This window comes from bacterium, from assembly GCA_040754625.1.
In the GTDB taxonomy this organism is placed as follows: domain Bacteria; phylum JACRDZ01; class JAQUKH01; order JAQUKH01; family JAQUKH01; genus JAQUKH01.
This window is the reverse complement of the sequence record JBFMCF010000040.1, coordinates 1-19,441: the sequence shown is the minus strand read 5'-3', so window position 1 is coordinate 19,441 and position 19,441 is coordinate 1. Positions and strand designations below refer to the sequence as shown.

Genomic DNA, 19,441 nt, shown 5'->3' with positions numbered 1-19,441 from the left:
TGCGTTTATCATTCCACCACTTCATAATTATTTCCGTTTCTTTTTACTTTATAACCCAGTTTATAAAGCACAGTGACAGCCGAACGTTTTTTTTCTTCATTATTGCCTTTTAAAGCGTCTTTCAGACTGGGCAATGCGGGTTTTCCTATTTTTTCCAGGGCCCATGCGACATTTCCCCTTACCGCGGAATCATCATCATCCCAAACATTAACCAAAAAGGGAATAGCTTTGGGGTCTTTTAGTTCCGCTAATGCCTCAACTACCGCACGCTGGGTATAATTATCCTGATCATTTAACAGGCTGCATAAAGGTTCAAGAATAAAATCATTTTTCAGGCCAAAAGCGTCCCTTAGCGGTATTAATCTTTTAATATTGCTGACTGCGGCCAGACGGATACCACTGTCTTCATTAAGAAATAATTTAACGAATATATCAGTAATTTTGTTTAACATTTCCTTTTCATTATCTTTTAGATCCTTTTTTTCTCCACTTTCCTGGTAAATTTTTGAAACCAGTTTATATTCTATTTCACCGGCAGCCCATACAGCGCTTTTTCTTATATTCACCCATGCTTTTTCCACTTCCCCGGACGTCTCCCCGGCGTCTTTTTGCCGGCCATTACCTTCTAAAAAATAAAGAATACCGGGAAGAACAGTTTCATCTCCTTTGCCCCCTAACATATTGATTGCATTGGCCTTAACCGAAAGATCATTACTTTTTAAACGTTCTAGCTGTGTTTTTATTTCTTCGGCATCTGTCACTTTTACTTCCGCTTCCTTGAATTCTTCTTCCAGGGCATAACCAACCTCCACTTTGGCGTTACCAAGTATTTTGCCAATCGATGTATTATTGCCTACGACTTCGGTAATTTCCAATTTGTTGACTATATTATTATCATTGTCAAAAATCTTAAAAACCATCCCCACATTGACCTCGTCCTGCAATCCTAAATTCGTGAAAATAAAATTTTTCTCAACCATAGAAATTTTGCCGCGTTTTTTCTTTAATTTATCCAGTTGTGATTTATCACTGCCCTGCATGTCTGCAAGTGTTTTTTTAATATTCGCAACCGCCTGGCCGGCAGATTCCCTGATTTTAATATTTTGTGTTTCTGCCATTATTTTTTCCAGAGGTGCGACTGCCTTTTCTGACCTGATTTCTCCCAGGACCTCAATTATAACTATTTGTCTTGCTTCGTCCGATTTATTTAAATCCGCTATCAACCTGTCCGTGGATACAGCGCTTATTCCCCTCAAGCATTCAATGACTTTTATCCGCGTCATACCGCTTGTAATATACAATTTATCAATTAGTAAATCTAAAATTTTATTAGAGGGGAACCGCGCGATAAGTTTTACAGCCTTATTTTGCAGCATCTCATCTTCCAGAAGGTCAATTAATATTTTTGTATCATCCATGCATATTTTTGTAATAGCATCAACCAGCGTATTATTTAGCTGGGTAAAATTCCCGTCCCAGTAATTAACCAGCGGCCTTAAGCTGTCTTTTCCGATCCTTACAAGGACAGCCGTCATATTAATTTTTTGATTAATATCCTGGACTTCATATGTCTTAATAATTTTATCAATGGAAGGCAATCCAATTTTGACTAAAATTGAGCTGACCCTCTCCATATAGATGACATCTTCCTTCGATAAAGATTTTTTATCTTTGAAAACATTCATGAGAAAATCGATAGAAATATTCTGCAGATGGACTAACGAATTATCTATTTCAGTTTCAAGATACAGATTTTCAACAACAAGGTTGTCCATTAAAGCAAAAACTGCGCGCTCATCAAACATCTGCCCGAGGGCTTTTGCAGCCGCCAGCTTAACCTCCTTTTTATTATCTTTAATAAGACCTGAAAGCGCATTAAATATATCGGCATCCATGAATCTGGATGAATACTCTGCCGCTTGTTTTCTTAAAGTGTAATCCTCAGACTTTGCCGCTTCTATTATTAAATTCTTGCCGCTGTAATCCCCGAAAGAAGCTAACTGGTATGCCAATAATAATTTAGACCGCGTTGGTGAGTCTCCATTGATTAAAGAATGTATAATCGGGATCACCTCTTTATTATTTAATTCTGTTAAGGCCGCAATAGCAGTTATCCGGAGCGGATCAGAATTATTCCTGGCAATATTTAAAAGGTTAAAATCTATTTTTTTGCCCCATTTAGTCAGGGTGGCAAGAGCGGCCTGCCTTACTTCAAGATAATCATCAGATAGAAGATTAACCAGCCTTTTTTCGATTTCCGGGTTATTGTCGGAAAAATTACCTAAAACCTGCGCCGCGTGCCTCCGGATTAAAAAATTTTCGTCAGTCAGGAAGTCATTTAAAAAAGGAATCAATCTTTTGTCCTGCAATTTTTTTATTGCATCAATAACGGCAATCGTAAAACCCTTTTCTTCTTTCAGTATTTTTATTAAAAAATTAAATGTAGAGGCGTCTTTGATTTCTCCAAGCGACCAGATAACAGTTTCTTTTATTTCCGGGTTTGGATATAAAAATAAATCTTTAAGCGTGGATATCGAGCTTTTATCTTTAATCATCCCTAATATTTCTATCGCTTCTTTCTTCAAATCGGTGTTTTTATTAAAAACTTCATTCCTGATTAAATCATAACCTGTATAATCTTCCATTAAAACCAAACTTTTCGCGGCCTCCAATTTTACAGAGGGATCGGTTTCCCCGTTCAATACTTCTTTGAAGACAGGGATATATTCCTTTATTTTTAACTTTCCAAGGACGTTTACCGCGCCTAACCTGACCTTCGGGTCCTTATCATTTACCATCCCGAGGACCGCCTTGAAACCGCTTTTATCACCCAATTTCCCCAAAATATTTATTGCAAAATAACGAACAGATTTATCTTTATGGCCCAGCATTCTTATCATAGGCATTGTAATCTCTTCATCCCCAATCTCCCCTAAAGAAATGACCGCCGCCCTTACCACTTTTGAGGAGGTGTCTTCCAATGTCTCCAGGAGAGGTTTTATCGCCCTTTTGTCGCCTAAACTGCCAAGCGAAATGGCCGCCGATTCCCTGCTTTCAGGGACCGGGTCTTTCAGTATAAGGACAAGCGGCTCAAAAGCCTCTTTTATTTTTAATTTCCCCGCGGTAATAAGTATATTTCTCCTGACTTCAATATCTTTATCTTTAAATAAACTAAAAATAATCTCCTTGTTTTTCCATTCGGATAAATTCTGTAAAACATTGACCGCTTTCAGCCTCACATACTTATCTTCGTGCCGCAGGGATTTTTCAACAAGTTCAACATCATAATCCTCCCCGAATTTATTCAGTGAAGAAACGCAAGCCAGGCGGACCAGAAAACTTTCGTCCTTGACCATCGCATCTTTTAGAAAAGGTACCGCCTTTTTTATCTTCAGCTTTCCTAAAAACTCCGCCGCGTATTCTCTCTCACGGACATTGCCTTTCAAAAGAAGCTCAATTGCTTTGTCCACTTCGGTTTCAGCAAAACCTTTATGAAAAGATAAAAATAAAAATAAAACAATAATTAAATATCCAAATAACCTATTCAGCAATTTCATACTTATTCCCAACCTTTTTTGTTTTATATCCAAGCTTAAATAAAACACGGACAGCTTCTTTCCTCTTTTCTTCATCCGGGTCATTAATTATTTCTTTTAAGAACGGAACCACAGGGTAACCTATCTTTTCCAATGCCCAGCTCACATTCGCCCTTACCACAGGGTCTTTATCACCCCAGATTGACAGTAAAACAAAAACCGCCCGTTCATCCTTCAATTCAGCCAGGGCATCAATCAACGCCCGTTTTACATAGTTGTCATTTTCTTTGATTAAGATTTTAGTAAGGGGAGCCAGCAAAAATTCATTTTTTAAACCAAAAATCTGCCTTATTGCTATTAAACGCCCGATATTTCTCGCGGCATTTAAAGAAATATTTTTATCCGGGCTTGAACATAAATCAATCAAAATATTTGTGACCTTATATAGTAACCCTTCTTTTTCTTTATCCAGGACTGTTTTGTCCTTGCTTTCAAAAAAAATTTGTGAAAATACACGAAAAGATATCTCTCCTAACGCCCATGAGGCGCTTCTTTTTAAATTTATGCCGGAATTCTGCCGTGAGGATTCCCCCTCTTTATTTACAGGGTCCGCGGCAGAGTTTTCATTTAATATTTGAATTATTTCCGGTATTACATTAATCCCCCCGGTCCTTGCCAATATATCCATTGCATCAACTCTAACCTGCAAGTTTTTGTCTTTAAGCCTTTTTAACTGGATTTCTTCATCGCCGTTTGGGACTGTGGCGGAATTTTCAATCTCTAATTCTACCGCGTACCCTGTTTTTACTTCTCTCCGGCCGCCTTCTATTTTTAAACTTTTCTCCTTCCTGTACAAATCAGCCAGGGAAATGTTATTCCCCAGTATTTCCTTGACTTCCAATCTGTTAACAAGATTATTATCGTGGTCAAAAACCTTAAATATCATACCTGGAATAATTCCATCGTCCCACCCGAGATTAATAACAATAGAATCTTTTTCAACAGTTGATACTTTACCATACTGCTTCTTTATTTTTTCCGAATAAAGCTTGTCCGCCCCTGCCTGTGAATAAACCCGGCAGAGAGGAAAAACAATTACTGCCAAAAAAATATATACCAATATATTTTTTTTCAGGCCCAATATCAATTTGCCTCCGGTTTTTTATTATATCTTTGTTCAATTTCTTTTTCTATCAATAAAATATAATTATTTTTAACAAAAGTTCCATTTTTCAAAAAATCAAAAGCTTCCTTTTTTGCCAGCGGAATAATTTTTGCGTCATGAATTAAATCGGCAATTTTAAATTCCGGCATGCCATGCTGCCTTGTCCCGAAAAATTCACCAGGGCCTCTCATTTTTAAATCCTCTTCCGCCAGCTCAAAACCGTTTTGGGTTTTAACAAAAACATCCATCCTTTTTTTTGCATCAGCGGATATCCTGCCCGAAGTCAGAATAATGCAATAACTCTGGTTTTTACTCCTGCCCACCCTCCCCCTCAATTGATGTAACTGGGCCAAACCAAAACGTTCAGCATGCTCGATAAACATGATTGTTGCCCCCGGGACATCAACACCAACTTCAATTACAGTGGTGCTCACAAGCATATCAATGTCACCTTTCCTGAAGGCATTCATGGTTTTATCTTTCTCTTCGGGCTTCATTCTACCATGAAGAAGGCCCAACCGCAAATCAGGAAATATGTCCTGTTGAAAATGTTCATACATTTTAGAAGCGGCTTTTAAATCCAGCTTTTCTGATTCTTCTATCAACGGATAAACAAAATAAACCTGGCTGCCTCTGGAAATCTCCTGGCGCACGAAATAATACGCTGAATCCCTTTTGTTTTCATTTATCCAGCGGGTAATTATTTTCTGCCGGCCCGGGGGGAGTTCATCAATCACGGATAAATCTAAATCCCCGTATAAGGTAAGGGCCAATGTCCTTGGAATAGGAGTTGCAGTCATTACGAGGAGATGAGAATCGATGCCCTTCTGCCTTAATATGTTCCGCTGGCCTACGCCAAAACGGTGTTGCTCATCAATCACAACAACACCTAAACGATTGAATTTTACTTTCTCCTGGATAAGCGCGTGTGTCCCTGCAACAATTTGAATTGTCCCGTCGGACAGTCCCTTCTCAATTTCTTTTTTGTTTTTAACACCTGAAATCAGGAGGCCTGTTTTTATGTTCAAACCTGATAAATAACTATTGATATTTCTAAAATGCTGTTCTGCCAGTATCTCTGTCGGCGCCATAATCGCGCCCTGGTAATTACAGGCCGAAGCAATGATAAGAGAATAAATCGCAAGGACCGTTTTGCCTGACCCGACATCTCCCTGCAAAAGCCGGCTCATAATTCTTCCGCTTGACAAATCATTATTAATTTCGGATAGAACATGTCTCTGTGCGTTAGTTAAATAGAACGGCAGGCTTTTTAAAAAGGTCTCAATCAATTTATTGTTCACATCAAATTTAATGCCTTGTTTTAATGATAAATTTCTCCTCCGGCGCGCCAATTTAAACTCAAAAAGGAAAAGTTCATCAAATACAAGGCGCGCCCTCGCGCGCTCTTTACAAATAAGGTCTTTTGGAAAATGGATATTATATAAAGCTTCTTTCAATGTTACCAGATTATTTCTTTTTTTTAAAACATCCGGTAAAAAATCCGGAATTATATTTAAATATTTATCCAGCGCATTCCGCACAAGAATTCTAAATTGCTTCTGCGAAATATTATCTTTCAGGCGGTAAATAGGCGCAATACCCAAAAACTTTTCATCTTCTTCTGAATCAATCAGTTCAAAATCAGGAGAATTTACCTGCTTACGCCCCCTGTTAATCTCTATCTTTCCTCTAAAAAACACCTTTTTGCCGGCAGCAAATGTGTCTTTCAAATACGGCTGGTTAAACCATATTCCTTCCATGATGCCCGTCTCGTCCCTGACCAAGACCTTAAGGATTGAATGAACATGCCCCCTCGTTCCCGGCCTGAATTCATTTGACGAAATAATTATCCCTTTTACGGTTTCCCGCTCTCCGGGGACGGCAAAACCAACTGGTTTTATATTACTTCTATCATCATAGTCACGCGGAATATAATACAGCAAATCAATAATATTAAAAATCCCGAGTTTGTTCAGAATTTCCACCCTGTAAGGGCCAACACCCTTTAAATACTGGATATCTGTGTTAATTATTTTTTCTTGACACATTTATTTTTTATGATATAATTTTTCTTTATATCCATTGAAATTTAAAAATAAAAAAGGAGTTATAACATGGCCCGAGCATGTGCTATTTGCGGCAAAGGAACATTAAAAGGATACAATGTAAGTCATGCCCATAATAAAACTAAACGCAATTTTCTGCCAAACCTCCAGAAAACAAAAATAACCATAAAAGGGCACACAAGACAATCTCTTATATGCACCAGTTGTTTAAAAGCCGCGAAACTTCAATTAAAATAATAAACAATTGCACCTAAAAACACAATCCCTAAAACAAGGATCCAGTCCGCCGCTTTATATTTAAGTTCATAGAAAGAAGTTTTATTACAACATTGGTTATATCCATAGATTTTTAAAGATTCTTCCATCTGGAAGCCAACGGTATACATGCGGGTTATTACCGCCTGTATCAAAAATAATATTTTAAAAGGCTGGTTTAAAATCCTTCGCACATCCCAGTCAATACCGCGCAGCGTCCCTGCCTGGGTAATCTGCCTGGCTTCTTTTGAAAAAAAATGGATGAAGCCGGTCCCGGCACTTACAATAAAACCCATTTCCTCAGATGAAAAACCAAGTATTTTCAAAGGAGAAGAAAAATACTGGAATGCCAAAATAATCTGCCTTATTGTTGTTGTTGCAGTTAAAATCTTTGCATTTAGCGAGGTCAATAAGAGCTTGGCAAAAAGCATTCCGCTTTCTCTTATTCCTTCATAAGTGATGCTAATCCATCCTAATCTGATAAACAGCCGGCCTTCAGTAACAAGAGAAGGAAAAATACATATAAAAACAACTATTAAAAACCAAGTTTTTATGCCGCTGAATAACTTTCTTAAAGGGACCCTGCCTAAAAAAACAATAAACAAAGAAAATAAAGAACATATAAAAATATTAATCCATGTATCTGTCAAAAATATAATAATAAATACAAAAAATAGAAAAATTATCTTTATTCTGGCATCAAAACATCGCGCTGTTGAATTACCCGGATCATATAAATTTGAATCAAATTCCATTTTTACCTAATCCAGTGATATACCGGCATCCTTTATCTGTTCTATCTGGAATGGAAGAAATTTTACAACACCTAATTTAATTTTGTTTTCTTCTTCCGGTTCCTCTTCCGCTTTTTCCCCAAACATGATAAAAGTCTTTTCTTCGATTTTTTCTTCCACTTTCACTTCTTCTTTAATTGAACTCCCGTCAGAAATTAACTTTGAAATTATTTCTCTTCTTTCCGCTCCCCAATAGTTATCTATTGCGTTTACCTGCATAATATATTTATCCATTTTTACCGCGTATTCGATATTATTAACTATGTTGTTGAAACTGATTAAAAATTTACGGTAATCATTCTCAATCTGGACACCAATTTTATTTTCTTTTATAATATTCTTAAATACCATCGGGCATGCCTCATCAATATAAATCCCGCTTTCGCTATTTTTCGTTATTTCATTATTTGCTATAATCGGCGGCGAATAAATCGCGCACCGGATACCATTGCTGTTTTCAGAAATTAAATTGTCAAGGATCCACGGGCTTGATATCTCCTCGCAATTTATCCCGACCCCGTTGAATTTAATTGTATTCGTGGCTATCTTCGGTTTGGAAACCGCCTTGGCGGAAATCCCTATCCTATTTTTTAAAATTGTATTTTTATTAATAATAGGATTGGATTGTTCAACTGATACTCCATACTTATTTTCCATTATAGAACATTCTGTAATTTTGGCGTCCGAACGGCCGGCACAAACAATGCCGGATTCCGAACACTTTTCAATAACACTGTTTTTTATCAACACCGGCGCCGCTTCCAGAAAAATCCCATTTTTTGCATAATTCAGTTGAAAACCTTCAAGTGAACTTTGGACCTTGGAACGAACAATAGTAACACCCTCCCAATCTTCAGGGGCCGGTGTATCTTTGCGGGATGTAAAAATTACCGGGATGCTTGTAGTGCCCTGCACAATAATGCTTCCTTCAACAACTAATTTCCCTTTTTCAACCTCTTTCTGCCCCGCATCTTCAAACAACAGTTTTACTCCTTTTTCAATTATCATGGAAAAACCCTCAGGCAGGTTTACCAGCCCGTGGATAATATAAGGGCTTCCCGCGGTGGTCAATCTTATATTATCAGTGATTGTCCCGCGGATTTCACTTTCATTTTTAATAGTTACTAAATTAACCTTTACATTCAAAGGCACTGTTTCAATCTCATCGGTTTTCTTATATTTGACATAAATTATCTTTTCGCCGTCCCCTTCTGAAAGCATTAATTTCTTTTCAGGGACAAAATCCTGCCAAACCGCGTTTTTAAAAACAGCATTTTCACTGATTAAAACTTTAACCGCTCCTTTTGCCTCCATCAAAAGATGTATTTCAGGAGAATGCGTATAACTTCCTTCTTTAATAATAAGCTTCGCTGTCCGGTAAAACTCCATGGTTTCAGGCCTTGTATCAAAGAAAAAGGTATGGTCTGCAACAGGGTCCATTTTATTTTCAACAACACCCTCTGCATTCTCAACAACAACAGTAATATTGCCTCCCATATCTTCATCCAAAACAATAGGAGGAGTTATATAAGTATCATTTTCAACTTCATTGGTGCCAAAAACCCCGCCCGCTTCCGGGACCTCCGGAGACTTTTTACCGTCGCCTATTAATGTAACTTTAGGAACAACATTAGGATTCAGCATTTCGCTGAAAATAATGCTGATACGGAAAGTTTTTGAAATGCGGACCGGGCTGTCATAAATATAAGCTATAACACTGGGTTTAATATCAAGTTCGTCTTCCTGTAAAGCGGTGTCCAAAGTAGTATCTTCCGCTTCCACAATATTGGATGTATCAATATTAACGGTTGTATCAACATAAGCCGTGTCTGTTACTGCTGAAACTGTATCTGTAACCGTTTTATTAACTTCAGTTGATGAAAAGGCCATTTTTTTTGTTTTCCCATCTTCTTCGCCTGAAATTACACTGCCTAAATTTTGCCAGAGGCCGATATTCTTAAGCATCTCCTCCGCGTGTAAATGAACTTCCGTCAGATGACAGTTATTGCACATCAGCCATTTGTCATTACGCATTCTTAAAAAACTATTGGTATCGTCGCCTTCTACCCGTATTATATATTTCCCGGTTTTTGGATCAACAGGATGCCGGGTATTCTTTCTTTCGGGGTCCCATTGATGAGGGTCATGGCAGGTGGCACAACTTACATACCTGTCTTCATCCTTTACTGTCCATGGTAAATCATTTTGATTATATAAAGGGAAAGGGACTTCCGGTAACCTGATAGCTTTACTAAATTCCGGATATTTAATGATTTTATGGTGAACGGAAATTTTCTTTTGGTCGGCTAACCCCCCGGAATCACGGTGGCAGGCATAACAAATCGGCCTGAATACAGGAAGGTTTTGTTGTTCCTGCTGCCCATGGACCAATGCCTGGGCGGAAATCCCGCGGCCGCTGCCTCCATGCGCCCTGTGGCATGACGAACACAAGCCGGATTCAAAAACGGTCTTTCCGTCAGCATTCCTCGCGGTCGGAGCAGTTATCGATAAATCATGATCTGAACCGATAGTCCCGATATATTTATAATGGCAATCCATGCACAAGGCAGTTGAGACATCACATATCTTTCTTAAAAAACTATTTTTCCCGTTTCCCTCAATTCCCTTTTGCAGTCTCTGGTCATCCAAAACCTCATCTCCCACTTCCAGGACAACATCTTCGTCTACAGAAAGACTTTGCGCAAAAATTTTGAAATTTGCAGAAAAAGGATTTACCTTTTCAATTTTCAGTTTCGCGGCTATTTTCTTCTTTTTCAAAATAGAAAGTATCTCACCTTCCTTAAGTTCCCTGCTTGCAGGAAAACCAGTCGGGTCAACATAAACAAATTTTTCCGCGACATGGACTATCTTTCCCATAATTTTATCGCTTATATTTTCTATATCAAAAATACCTGACGCCCTGTCTTGTTTTTCATATTGTTTCGGGCTCCATTGATGAACAAAATGGCAGGTAAGACAGCCTATTTCACCTTCAACATTATCAATTTTGCCGTCTCTTGTATATAACGGCAGTGAAGTTGACATATCTTTTTTCGTAATCTTCACATTAATAGGATGAGAATGCTCGCCTACTTTTGTCGCCGCAATTTTTCCGTCATAATGACAGCTCTGGCATTGTTTTGTCACAATATCATCGCCCGGTCCCAGCGGTTTAGCCCATCTTTGTGCTTCGCCGCCGTTATGCGGAAGATGACAGGCCGAACAAGAACCGGACTGGGATACCAATTCTTTATTAATATTCGGTTCATTCGGAATTGTTACTGATAAATCATGGTCCGTGTTGACCATTAAAGCTTCAAGCTGGTGGCAATCAAGACAAAGGGTCGATTCTTTATCATTACGCAGTCTCAGGAAGCTGTTTGTTCCATCGCCGTCCAGGTTAACACCGGCCCCGGGCCCGCGGAAACCCGGTGCCCATTGATGTACATTATGGCATGTGTTGCAGTACATTTTCCCATCCACCCGTTTTGTAACGTCGGGATTAAAAAGCGGAAGGCTTGTGGTCAATCCGGCTTCAAAAATTGATATTCCTGTGGGGTGAGAATGTTTACCTGTCTGTTTTTTCTCCGCGCAATTTCCCTTGGAATGACAGCTCAGGCAAAGGGTCGCAATCAGATCATCTTTAACAAGCACCGGAATCCTTGCCCAAAGTTTTAATTCCAGCCCATTATGAATTAAATGGCACGCGCCGCAGGGCCCTGATTCTTTCACTGTCTGCTTGATAACATTAGTTGACTTAGGCGCGGTAATATTTAAATCGTGTTCAGAATTAAGGATTAATACGTTTTCAACATGGCAATTCCCGCAAAGGACAGATGTAGAGTCGTCTCTCATGCGAAGAAAACTGTTTGATACATTACCTTCTTCATTTTTACCGCTGCGCCCTAAAGAACTATCATTAGGGTCCCATTGGTGCGCATCATGACAGGTGGCGCAGGTCACATCTCCATAAATATTTTTCTCCTCTTCTTTCGGCCACATCCTCTTGCCGTCTTCACTATATAACGGCAAAGTAGGAACTACCTCATATCCCGGCAGGCCGCGGTCTATCGGATGTGTGATTTTGCCAATCAGTTTTTTTTCGCCGCATTTCTTTTCAATATGACAGCTTTCACATTCTCTTGTGATTGAGCCGCCTTTTCCCGTACTTGTATCTAACTCTTTCGACCATAAAATTCTGTCCCTGGCATTATGGATTATGTGGCACGCACCGCATATGCCGCTTTCCGGCGTAGTCTGCTTATTGATATTTTTTTCATCCTTGGCTACAACCCTGAGGTCATGCTCTGTCCTGGATGTAGGTTTGTTAGAATGGCAATCCATGCATAATTCTGATTCCTCTTTATCTTTTATTCTTAAAAAACTATTTAGCCTGGTACCTTCAGTATTTTTCTTGTCCCTGCCGGCAGTTGTGTCTTGCGGGTCCCATTGATGCACATTATGACAGCTCGCGCATGTTATTAAAAGTTCATTTTTTTTCTCTTCCCGTCTTTTTTCTTTAACGGCCTTCCCGTTCTTATCAAAAAGAGGCAGTATTGTTTCACCATCCGAATATTTCATATTGACGAAAATGCTATGGGAAAATTTCCCGATTAATTTTTTCTCACCGGATTTTTCCGGCCAGTGGCAGCTTTCACGGCATAAAAGTGTTATAGTGTCGGCATCTCCTTTTACTTCTTTGGCCCAAATATTTGCCTGGTTACCGTTATGTATATAATGACAGCTCTCGCATACTCCGCTTTCTTCCGCGATTTCTCCCCTGCTGTTTTTTTCCTTCGGGGCCGTAACCCTTAAATCATGTTCCGTACCTTCGACAGCCTCGTATCCGGTATGGCATTCACTGCAGAATTTATAATCTTTTTTATTATAAACCATACGTAAAAAACTATTTTTGCTGTCCCCTTCCTGATTCTCCACACTTCCCTTATTCTTATCCGAAGGGTCCCATTGATGAACATTATGGCACGTCCCGCATGTAACAAATCCATCCTTATTCAGGGTTTTAGGCTCGACACGTATAATCTCTCCCAATTTATTGTATAAAGGCAGTAATGTTTCTTTCCGGTTTGTTTCTTCTATTCCAATGTTCGTGCTGTGCCTGTATTCGCCTGCCAATTTTTTCTCCCCGTTCTTTCCTTTTGAATGGCAGCTTAAGCACATCTGTGATACAGGGTCGTTTAAGGTAGAATCAATTCCACGGCTAAACATCGTAGTTATTGTCCCGCCATGTGCCAAATGGCATATCCCGCAGATACCGCTTTCGGACTGTGTTTTGCCCTGTATGTTTTTATCCAGAGGAGCAATTTTTTCCAGGCTGTGTTCACTGCGAAGGACCGGTTCTTTGTCATTATGGCATTTCAGGCAAAAACCGGAATTATTATTTTCCAGCACAAGATTGGCGGTATTTTTATAAGCGCCGTGTGATTTATGGCATGTATGGCATATTAATTTATTTTCCCTGCCTAATCTCCCGCCTGCATCCAGGATGTCCTTATTCACCTTGATAAATTCCGAAGAACGGTTGACAGGATGTGAAGACCCTGGAATTATTTTAGTAAAATCTATATGGGCGTCTTCCTTTTCTATAATAATTTCTGAAGAATCATAGCCTTTTTTCAGCAAACCAAGTTTTGTACTATCTATTATCCGGACACGAAAATCCAGACCTTCAACACCGTAATCCTGGTGGCAATAGCCGCATAATTTATTATCCTCAACAGAGGCAAGAAGGTTACCCGTCCCCTTGACACCGCCGTGTGTACGGTGGCAGCTGTTGCAAATAACCTGGTTTTCACTGCTTAACCTGCCGCCTAATTCAGCAATCTTCAGCCCCGGCAGATATTTTACCTTTCCAGTTTTGATATTAATTGGATGGTTGCCTGTCTCTTCCGCTTCTTTTTTGCTTACGCTGTAATCCTTTTCGTGGCAATTTTTACAAAAATTTGAATCGTCACTGTTACCCACTAATAACGCCTTCGGGCTCTGGGGCAATTTATTATCAGCCGTGTTGTGATTTGAATGGCATGTATTGCATGTTACCATATCATCTTCCATTCGGGATTTGACAACGTCACTAATCTTCATATCCTTTTTTGGTTTTATCATATCGGGATGGGACCCCGTATTTTTTTCTTTCACTCCCCCGCCACTGTATTTTGTATGACATTTAAGGCATAACGCACCGTTATTATTATTTATTACCAGCATAGGTGTTTCTTTCACTGCGAAATGAGGCGTATGGCAGGTCCTGCATGTTAATCTTCCATCATCACCTTTTATGCTTTTCTTTTCCGGTTCCCATTCAGGAGGAATTTTACTTTCTTCGCCTGGAATAATATTTATGGAATGGCTGGTTGTTCCATATTTATAACCCATTCTGCTGGGATTATCCTCATGGCAGGCTTCACAAAGCTGCGGGCCCGATATGCCATTCTCTTTTTTTGCTATTACAAGGAGCTTTTCCGTTCCCTTAGGCGCGCCATGAACCACATGACAGGTTTGGCATATCATAATTGGTTTTCCCTCTTCTCCCGGTTTATTTGACAATGATATTTTGGCATTTGTCCCTACTAGTTCTTTTGGAAGTTTTTTGCTGAAAACAACTTTTACCGGATGGTCGCCGGTCTTTCTTCCCTGGCTTAATTTTGTATGGCACAATTCACAATAAGAAGAATTAACTGATTCTTTCCTGAGATTGCTTGTCCCCTGGACAACATGAGGGGTGTGGCATGTGCAACAATATAATTTACCATCTTTTGTAAGGGGAAATTTTGGGGGTATAACTACCTTTTCAGAGGGTTTCATTCCCATGGGATGCTGCTGCCCGGTCCACCGGGTGGCACGGTTATCCAGAGTGGAACCATCGTGGCAGCTATAGCACATCATTTCGTCCGCCACATATTTTTCGCCTTTATATTCCATAATATCCGTGCCTGAACCGGATTTCAGGTTTATTTCATCTTCAAAATGGCATTTTACACATTCTTCATTGGATATGTCCTGCTGCTCAAGAGGAAGTGCTTCTTCTTTAACTGCGGCCGGCGCTTGTTCCTGCGGTTTTTGAACCTCCGTATCCTGCGGTTTCTGTGGCTCCTGTGGCTGTTGCTGTTCTTGCAATTCCTGGGATTTTTCCGGCTCCGGCTGTTCCTGGGCAAAAGGAGAGGTAACAAAAAAACTTAAGAAAAATATTTGAAAAAATAAAATTAAAAATATCCTGTAAAATTTTCTCATTTTTATTTAAGTAATCAACTTTGGTTTGGCAAATTTAATTTCAAGGTCTCTTTTTGCGTCTATAGAAACGCTTTTTGTTATAAATCTTAGCGAAATTTTGGAATTTCGATTTCCACGACTCCTGATTTGCTCCTTGATGGGATTGTGGAAATCGTCCAAAATGAGCTTAGATTTATAGAAATGCGTTTCGGGCCAAGCAAAAAGAGATTTTGAAATTAAAAATTTGCCGAACTCAAATAATCAAAATAATTGCTGTTGAAAAAATGTTTCGCCTTCACGCATTCGTTTGTAAACATTCAATACCTCAAATTTCTTTATTCGCGCGTCTGAATAACCTAACGCCTTAAAATCAAGCAATCCTTCCTTGCGATGGCATTCAGAACATTCCCTGCCCCGTTTTGAAACAGCAAAACCAGGGGGAATTTTTCCTTCCTTATCCGACAAAATAAATATCATTTTTCCGCTGTTTTCAAGATAAGGAACAATCCTGGCTTTGTCATCACCATCGTTACCCCTCAAGCCCGACAAAACTTCCCCGCCTCCGTCATACCAGCGGTATTTCATCTCCCCTTTTTCCTGTATTACGAGGGTGCTGTCATCACCGGCCAAAGATAAAAGTCTTTCTTTTTCAACTATCTCATTATTTTTCAGGTGGCACGTTTCACAGACAATCTTCCGGGTATGCCTGTTCATAAACGCCCTGATAGATTTATTTTTTTTATGCACAATCTCCCCGTGGCATGTATAACATACACTCTGGAATTCAGCACTTAAATTAAAAGTATCATATTTAAACGGAAGTTTTTTATAAAAATTAAAATAGTAATATCCCCCGGCGCTCGCGGCAATAAAAAAAACAATAAGAAGGTTGATTATAATATTAAAACTTTTTCTGCGTTCGCCGTCTTCACCTAAAAAATCCGAAAGATAGTGGACCATCATCCCGCAGACAGTAATAAGAAGAATATAAAATAAAATTTTCTCTGTCCAATATATTATTTTTTTTCTTGTGCCCCTGTAAATAAAATGGACACTGCCCTCCGCGAACGCGGGCCTTGCGTTCGGATGGCAATTTTCCAATTTGCAGACTTTAATTAGATTGAGGGGATGAAGAGTGGCTTTTGGATCATCCTTCCTCCGTATATCATGATAATTATGGCAGGAACTGCAAGTTGGGGCATCAAGGTCGCCGAATTTAATTATCTCTCCATGAATTGAATCAGCATAAGTTTTTTGCGGTTTTATCGAAACCTTGTGTTTTTTCATCATATAAATATCATTATGGCATTTAAGACATTCCTTTATAATTTCATTTGAGCTTAATTCTCCCGCTTTCGTCATACGATGAGGGTCGTGACAGCCGCACACATTTTTCTCCTCAAAACTTGCCCCGTGAACACTGCGGAACACCGTATCATATTGCGCCTTATGGCGGTATGCCTTTGGTATAGTCGTATCATCGATATGGCATTCCGCCGAGCAATCCACTTTTTCAATTTCTTCTGTCTTGTGCGGGGTGCTTTTGACACTTGTATGGCAGGTCTGGCAGGTCAATTTTGCGTGAATGGAATGGTCAAACATGTCTTTATCCGTAAAAAGTTCTGTCAGTTTACCGTCATCGTCGTACTTGCGCATATATTTTTGCGCATGGCATTCAGAACAATTCTGGTCATCCTTTGCAAAAATATCTTTTTGCAAATTTAAAAAAACAATAAACAAAACAAAAAGCATAAATAATTCCCGCGATATCTTTTTTATAATTTTATCCATTTTTCTCCGCTCCTGCCGTATATTCCCATTAATGACAAATTATAATCCTTAATAATTTTTAAGACTGTATCTTTGTTTAAAGGGTCAAATTTAATCGCCAGGCCGCAATCAGTTGTAATTGAACGGGGTTTTAATATAATTTTAATCTTTATCTTCTCTTTTTTTAAAATATTTTCCGCCTGCAGCGTTCTATGCGTAGTTTGAAAAACCAGGATACATTCTTCTTTCAGCTCTTTGTCCATTATGTCTTTATTTTTAAAATATTTTTTATGCTTTTTATCAAATAATCGACATCTTCTTCCGTGTTAAAAAAACCAATGCTTACCCGTACTGTTCCCCTCGGGAATGAACCGATTGTTTTATGCGCCAAAGGAGAACAATGGAGACCCACCCTCGTCATTATTCCAAAACGTTCGTCCAAAAGACACCCGACTTCAGACGGGTCAATTGAATTTATATTAAAAGAAACTATCGGGACAATTTTTTTTGGATCTCCCGGTCCATAGATTTTGATTTTTTCAAGATTTTTTAAATTATCAAGCAGTTTTTTTATTAATAAATATTTTTTGCCGATAATTTCATTTAATCCCGTATCTAAAATAAAATCTACGCCGGCGCCCAACCCGGCTATGCCTGCTGTATTAAGCGTGCCGCTCTCTAATTTGTCAGGCAAAAGTTCCGGCTGCTTTTCGCTTTCAGAACTGCTGCCGGTGCCCCCTTCAATTATCGTATTCAATTTTAATCCCGGGCCCACATATAAAATGCCCGTTCCCTGCGGACCTAAAAGGCTTTTATGTCCCGAACAGGCAAGCATGTCAATATAATCTTCTTGAACATCAATAGGCACATTTCCCGCGGTCTGGGCGGCATCAATAAAAAAAATAACCCCCGATTTTTTTGCGATTTTTCCAATTTCTCTTACAGGAGTTATTGTCCCTGTTACATTTGACGCGTGATTTACTATAATTAATTTTGTCTTTCCGGTTACAGCCTTTTTAACATCATCCGGGTCAAGAAAACCATCCTTTGAACAAGGGACGAATGTAACCCTGACTCCTTCTTTTTTTTTTAACTGCATCAGCGGCCTGAAAACCGAATTATGCTCAATCGAGCTTGTAACAACCTCATCGCCTTTTTGCAAAACACCTTTTAACCCGAAATTTAATGCCATAGTGGCATTGGATGTAAAAACAATGTTTTCCGAACCGGGCATATTGAAAAATTTTTTTATCGTTTCACGCGTCTCGTAAATCATCTCGTCCGCTTTTATTGCCATACGATGCCCCGAACGCCCCGGGTTGGCACCCACATTTCGCATGCAATAATCCATCTTCCGGTAAACCTGCCCGGGTTTTGGAAAAGATGTCGCCGCGTTATCAAGATAAACTAATTTCTTTTTTAACATAATTTGTCCGACTCCAGAGTTGTCTAAAAAGTTTTACTCCACCACACCTCATTTATCCTCAAAACCTCATCCAGTTTTAACCTGACCGAAGTAATGTCCGCACCGGCTATATCAGTTAACTTGTCTGCCGCCTTTAAACAATCTTCAATATTTTTCTCATATTCTTTTTTTGTCCCCGCGTTTCGCAGTCTTATTTTTTCCATCTTTTCTATTACCGCACCCGCCTTTTCCCTGTCTCCGGGGCTTAAATTCATATTGTTTAGTTCATCTGTTATTTCCTGGATTAATTCAAGCATCGTGTGGGTATTGGCTATATCCAGCGGATAATTGTTATAGAACTTCCAGGTGCTGTCGTAATCAAGATAGTTTACTTCTGTCATTAAAGTGTATTGCAGGGTATTATCCGGAATTAATAAATAGTATTTTAAATCTTTTGTTGTGCTTTCCGGCATATTAAATTGCCAGGTTATTTCGTTATTGTTTTTTATCCCGCCATCTATTATATCCGAAATTGTCAAGTCGAACGGCACTATTTCATTTATTTTTAAATCTACATTTTTACCTCTGTTAAAAATATCTATTTCTACCGGCAGTGTTGCCATCGGATAAACAGGGCTTGTTTCAGGTGTCGTACAGATTATGCTGTTCAGTATGAGTTCCCTGATTTTTCCGAATGTCGTGTCGTTGTTTGATTGGACAAGGTCGAATGTGAAGGCCGCCGATTTCCCGTTCCCATAGTTATTCAGAATAATCGCGGGTTCCTGGATGCCCTCACAGCATATGCCCGTCCTGTCCACAGCGGTAATTTTAAACGGACCGTGGGTATCGCCGGACAACGGGGTCACGCATTTGTCGACGTTGAATGAAACAGGGCCTAAGGTTGTTTCAAAATTGTCTTTGTTTATTAAAGCTTTCAGGGTGTATTGTCCCGACAGGTATCCGTCTTGCGCTGTGTTTTTTATTATAAATTCTATCCGATCGTCTATGCCGTTTATTATTAAATTGGTGCTGTTATAACCTGTATTCGTGTCACAGGAACTGGCGGGCAGATTGTTGAACTGGATTGTCTCAAAGTCCAGTAATTGACCGGTTAGTGTTGTGTCTCCGGCATAAAGTTCGAGTGTTACGTTCCACGTGGTGTCTTCTTCAAATTCATACGCGGATTCTATTCTTATTGTTGTTATTTTGCCGTTATGTTC

10 protein-coding genes are annotated in these 19,441 nt (G+C 39.2%); 1 reads left to right on the top strand and 9 read right to left on the bottom strand.

Features of this window, described 5'->3' with window-relative positions; genetic code table 11:
* Nucleotides 1–8: 8 nt before the first annotated feature.
* Genes AB1498_03200 through recG form a run of 3 tightly spaced genes read right to left on the bottom strand, consistent with a single transcriptional unit; the run spans nucleotide 9 to nucleotide 6,749 of the window.
* Entirely contained in the window at nucleotides 9–3,557 is a 3,549-nt protein-coding gene (locus AB1498_03200) for a HEAT repeat domain-containing protein (protein MEW6087287.1), read from the bottom strand.
* Nucleotides 3,541–4,677 carry a HEAT repeat domain-containing protein gene (locus AB1498_03195; protein ID MEW6087286.1) on the bottom strand — a complete coding sequence of 379 codons (1,137 nt, stop codon included), beginning with the start codon at nucleotides 4,675–4,677 and terminating at the stop codon, nucleotides 3,541–3,543. The genes AB1498_03200 and AB1498_03195 overlap by 17 nt, the downstream gene beginning before the upstream one ends.
* Nucleotides 4,678–4,679: 2 nt before the next feature.
* Nucleotides 4,680–6,749: an ATP-dependent DNA helicase RecG gene (gene recG, locus AB1498_03190; GenBank protein ID MEW6087285.1), complete on the bottom strand. Its 2,070-nt coding sequence runs from the start codon at nucleotides 6,747–6,749 to the stop codon at nucleotides 4,680–4,682.
* A 66-nt stretch (nucleotides 6,750–6,815) separates the two neighbouring features.
* Here recG and rpmB point away from each other — a divergent pair, with 66 nt between their 5' ends.
* Nucleotides 6,816–7,004, top strand: a complete 189-nt coding sequence (gene rpmB, locus AB1498_03185; protein ID MEW6087284.1) for a 50S ribosomal protein L28 — start codon at nucleotides 6,816–6,818, stop codon at nucleotides 7,002–7,004.
* On the opposite strand, the gene AB1498_03180 is transcribed toward rpmB, so the two are convergent.
* From AB1498_03180 to AB1498_03155, 6 genes are all read right to left on the bottom strand, one after another.
* Nucleotides 6,992–7,777: an energy-coupling factor transporter transmembrane component T gene (locus tag AB1498_03180; GenBank protein ID MEW6087283.1), complete on the bottom strand. Its 786-nt coding sequence runs from the start codon at nucleotides 7,775–7,777 to the stop codon at nucleotides 6,992–6,994. The two genes, rpmB and AB1498_03180, sit on opposite strands and share 13 nt — an antisense overlap.
* Before the next feature lie 6 nt (nucleotides 7,778–7,783).
* Entirely contained in the window at nucleotides 7,784–15,067 is a 7,284-nt protein-coding gene (locus AB1498_03175; protein ID MEW6087282.1) for a cytochrome c3 family protein, read from the bottom strand.
* Between the two features lie 240 nt (nucleotides 15,068–15,307).
* Nucleotides 15,308–16,837: a hypothetical protein gene (locus AB1498_03170; protein MEW6087281.1), complete on the bottom strand. Its 1,530-nt coding sequence runs from the start codon at nucleotides 16,835–16,837 to the stop codon at nucleotides 15,308–15,310.
* Nucleotides 16,822–17,079, bottom strand: a complete 258-nt coding sequence (locus AB1498_03165) for a DUF3343 domain-containing protein (GenBank protein MEW6087280.1) — start codon at nucleotides 17,077–17,079, stop codon at nucleotides 16,822–16,824. Before AB1498_03165 ends, AB1498_03170 begins: the two co-directional genes overlap by 16 nt.
* Nucleotides 17,079–18,242, bottom strand: a complete 1,164-nt coding sequence (locus AB1498_03160) for an aminotransferase class V-fold PLP-dependent enzyme (protein MEW6087279.1) — start codon at nucleotides 18,240–18,242, stop codon at nucleotides 17,079–17,081. Before AB1498_03160 ends, AB1498_03165 begins: the two co-directional genes overlap by 1 nt.
* A 23-nt stretch (nucleotides 18,243–18,265) precedes the next feature.
* On the bottom strand, nucleotides 18,266–19,441 hold a 1,176-nt coding region (locus tag AB1498_03155), incomplete at its 5' end, for a hypothetical protein (GenBank protein MEW6087278.1).

Bases quoted from the DNA above. Each gene is read 5' to 3' on its own strand.
- AB1498_03200 (MEW6087287.1), bottom strand. From the start codon at position 3,557: ATGAAATTGCTGAATAGGTTATTTGGATATTTAATTATTGTTTTATTT.
- recG (MEW6087285.1), bottom strand. From the start codon at position 6,749: ATGTGTCAAGAAAAAATAATTAACACAGATATCCAGTATTTAAAGGGT.
- rpmB (MEW6087284.1), top strand. From the start codon at position 6,816: ATGGCCCGAGCATGTGCTATTTGCGGCAAAGGAACATTAAAAGGATAC.
- AB1498_03180 (MEW6087283.1), bottom strand. From the start codon at position 7,777: ATGGAATTTGATTCAAATTTATATGATCCGGGTAATTCAACAGCGCGA.
- AB1498_03175 (MEW6087282.1), bottom strand. From the start codon at position 15,067: ATGAGAAAATTTTACAGGATATTTTTAATTTTATTTTTTCAAATATTT.
- AB1498_03170 (MEW6087281.1), bottom strand. From the start codon at position 16,837: ATGGATAAAATTATAAAAAAGATATCGCGGGAATTATTTATGCTTTTT.
- AB1498_03165 (MEW6087280.1), bottom strand. From the start codon at position 17,079: ATGGACAAAGAGCTGAAAGAAGAATGTATCCTGGTTTTTCAAACTACG.
- AB1498_03160 (MEW6087279.1), bottom strand. From the start codon at position 18,242: ATGTTAAAAAAGAAATTAGTTTATCTTGATAACGCGGCGACATCTTTT.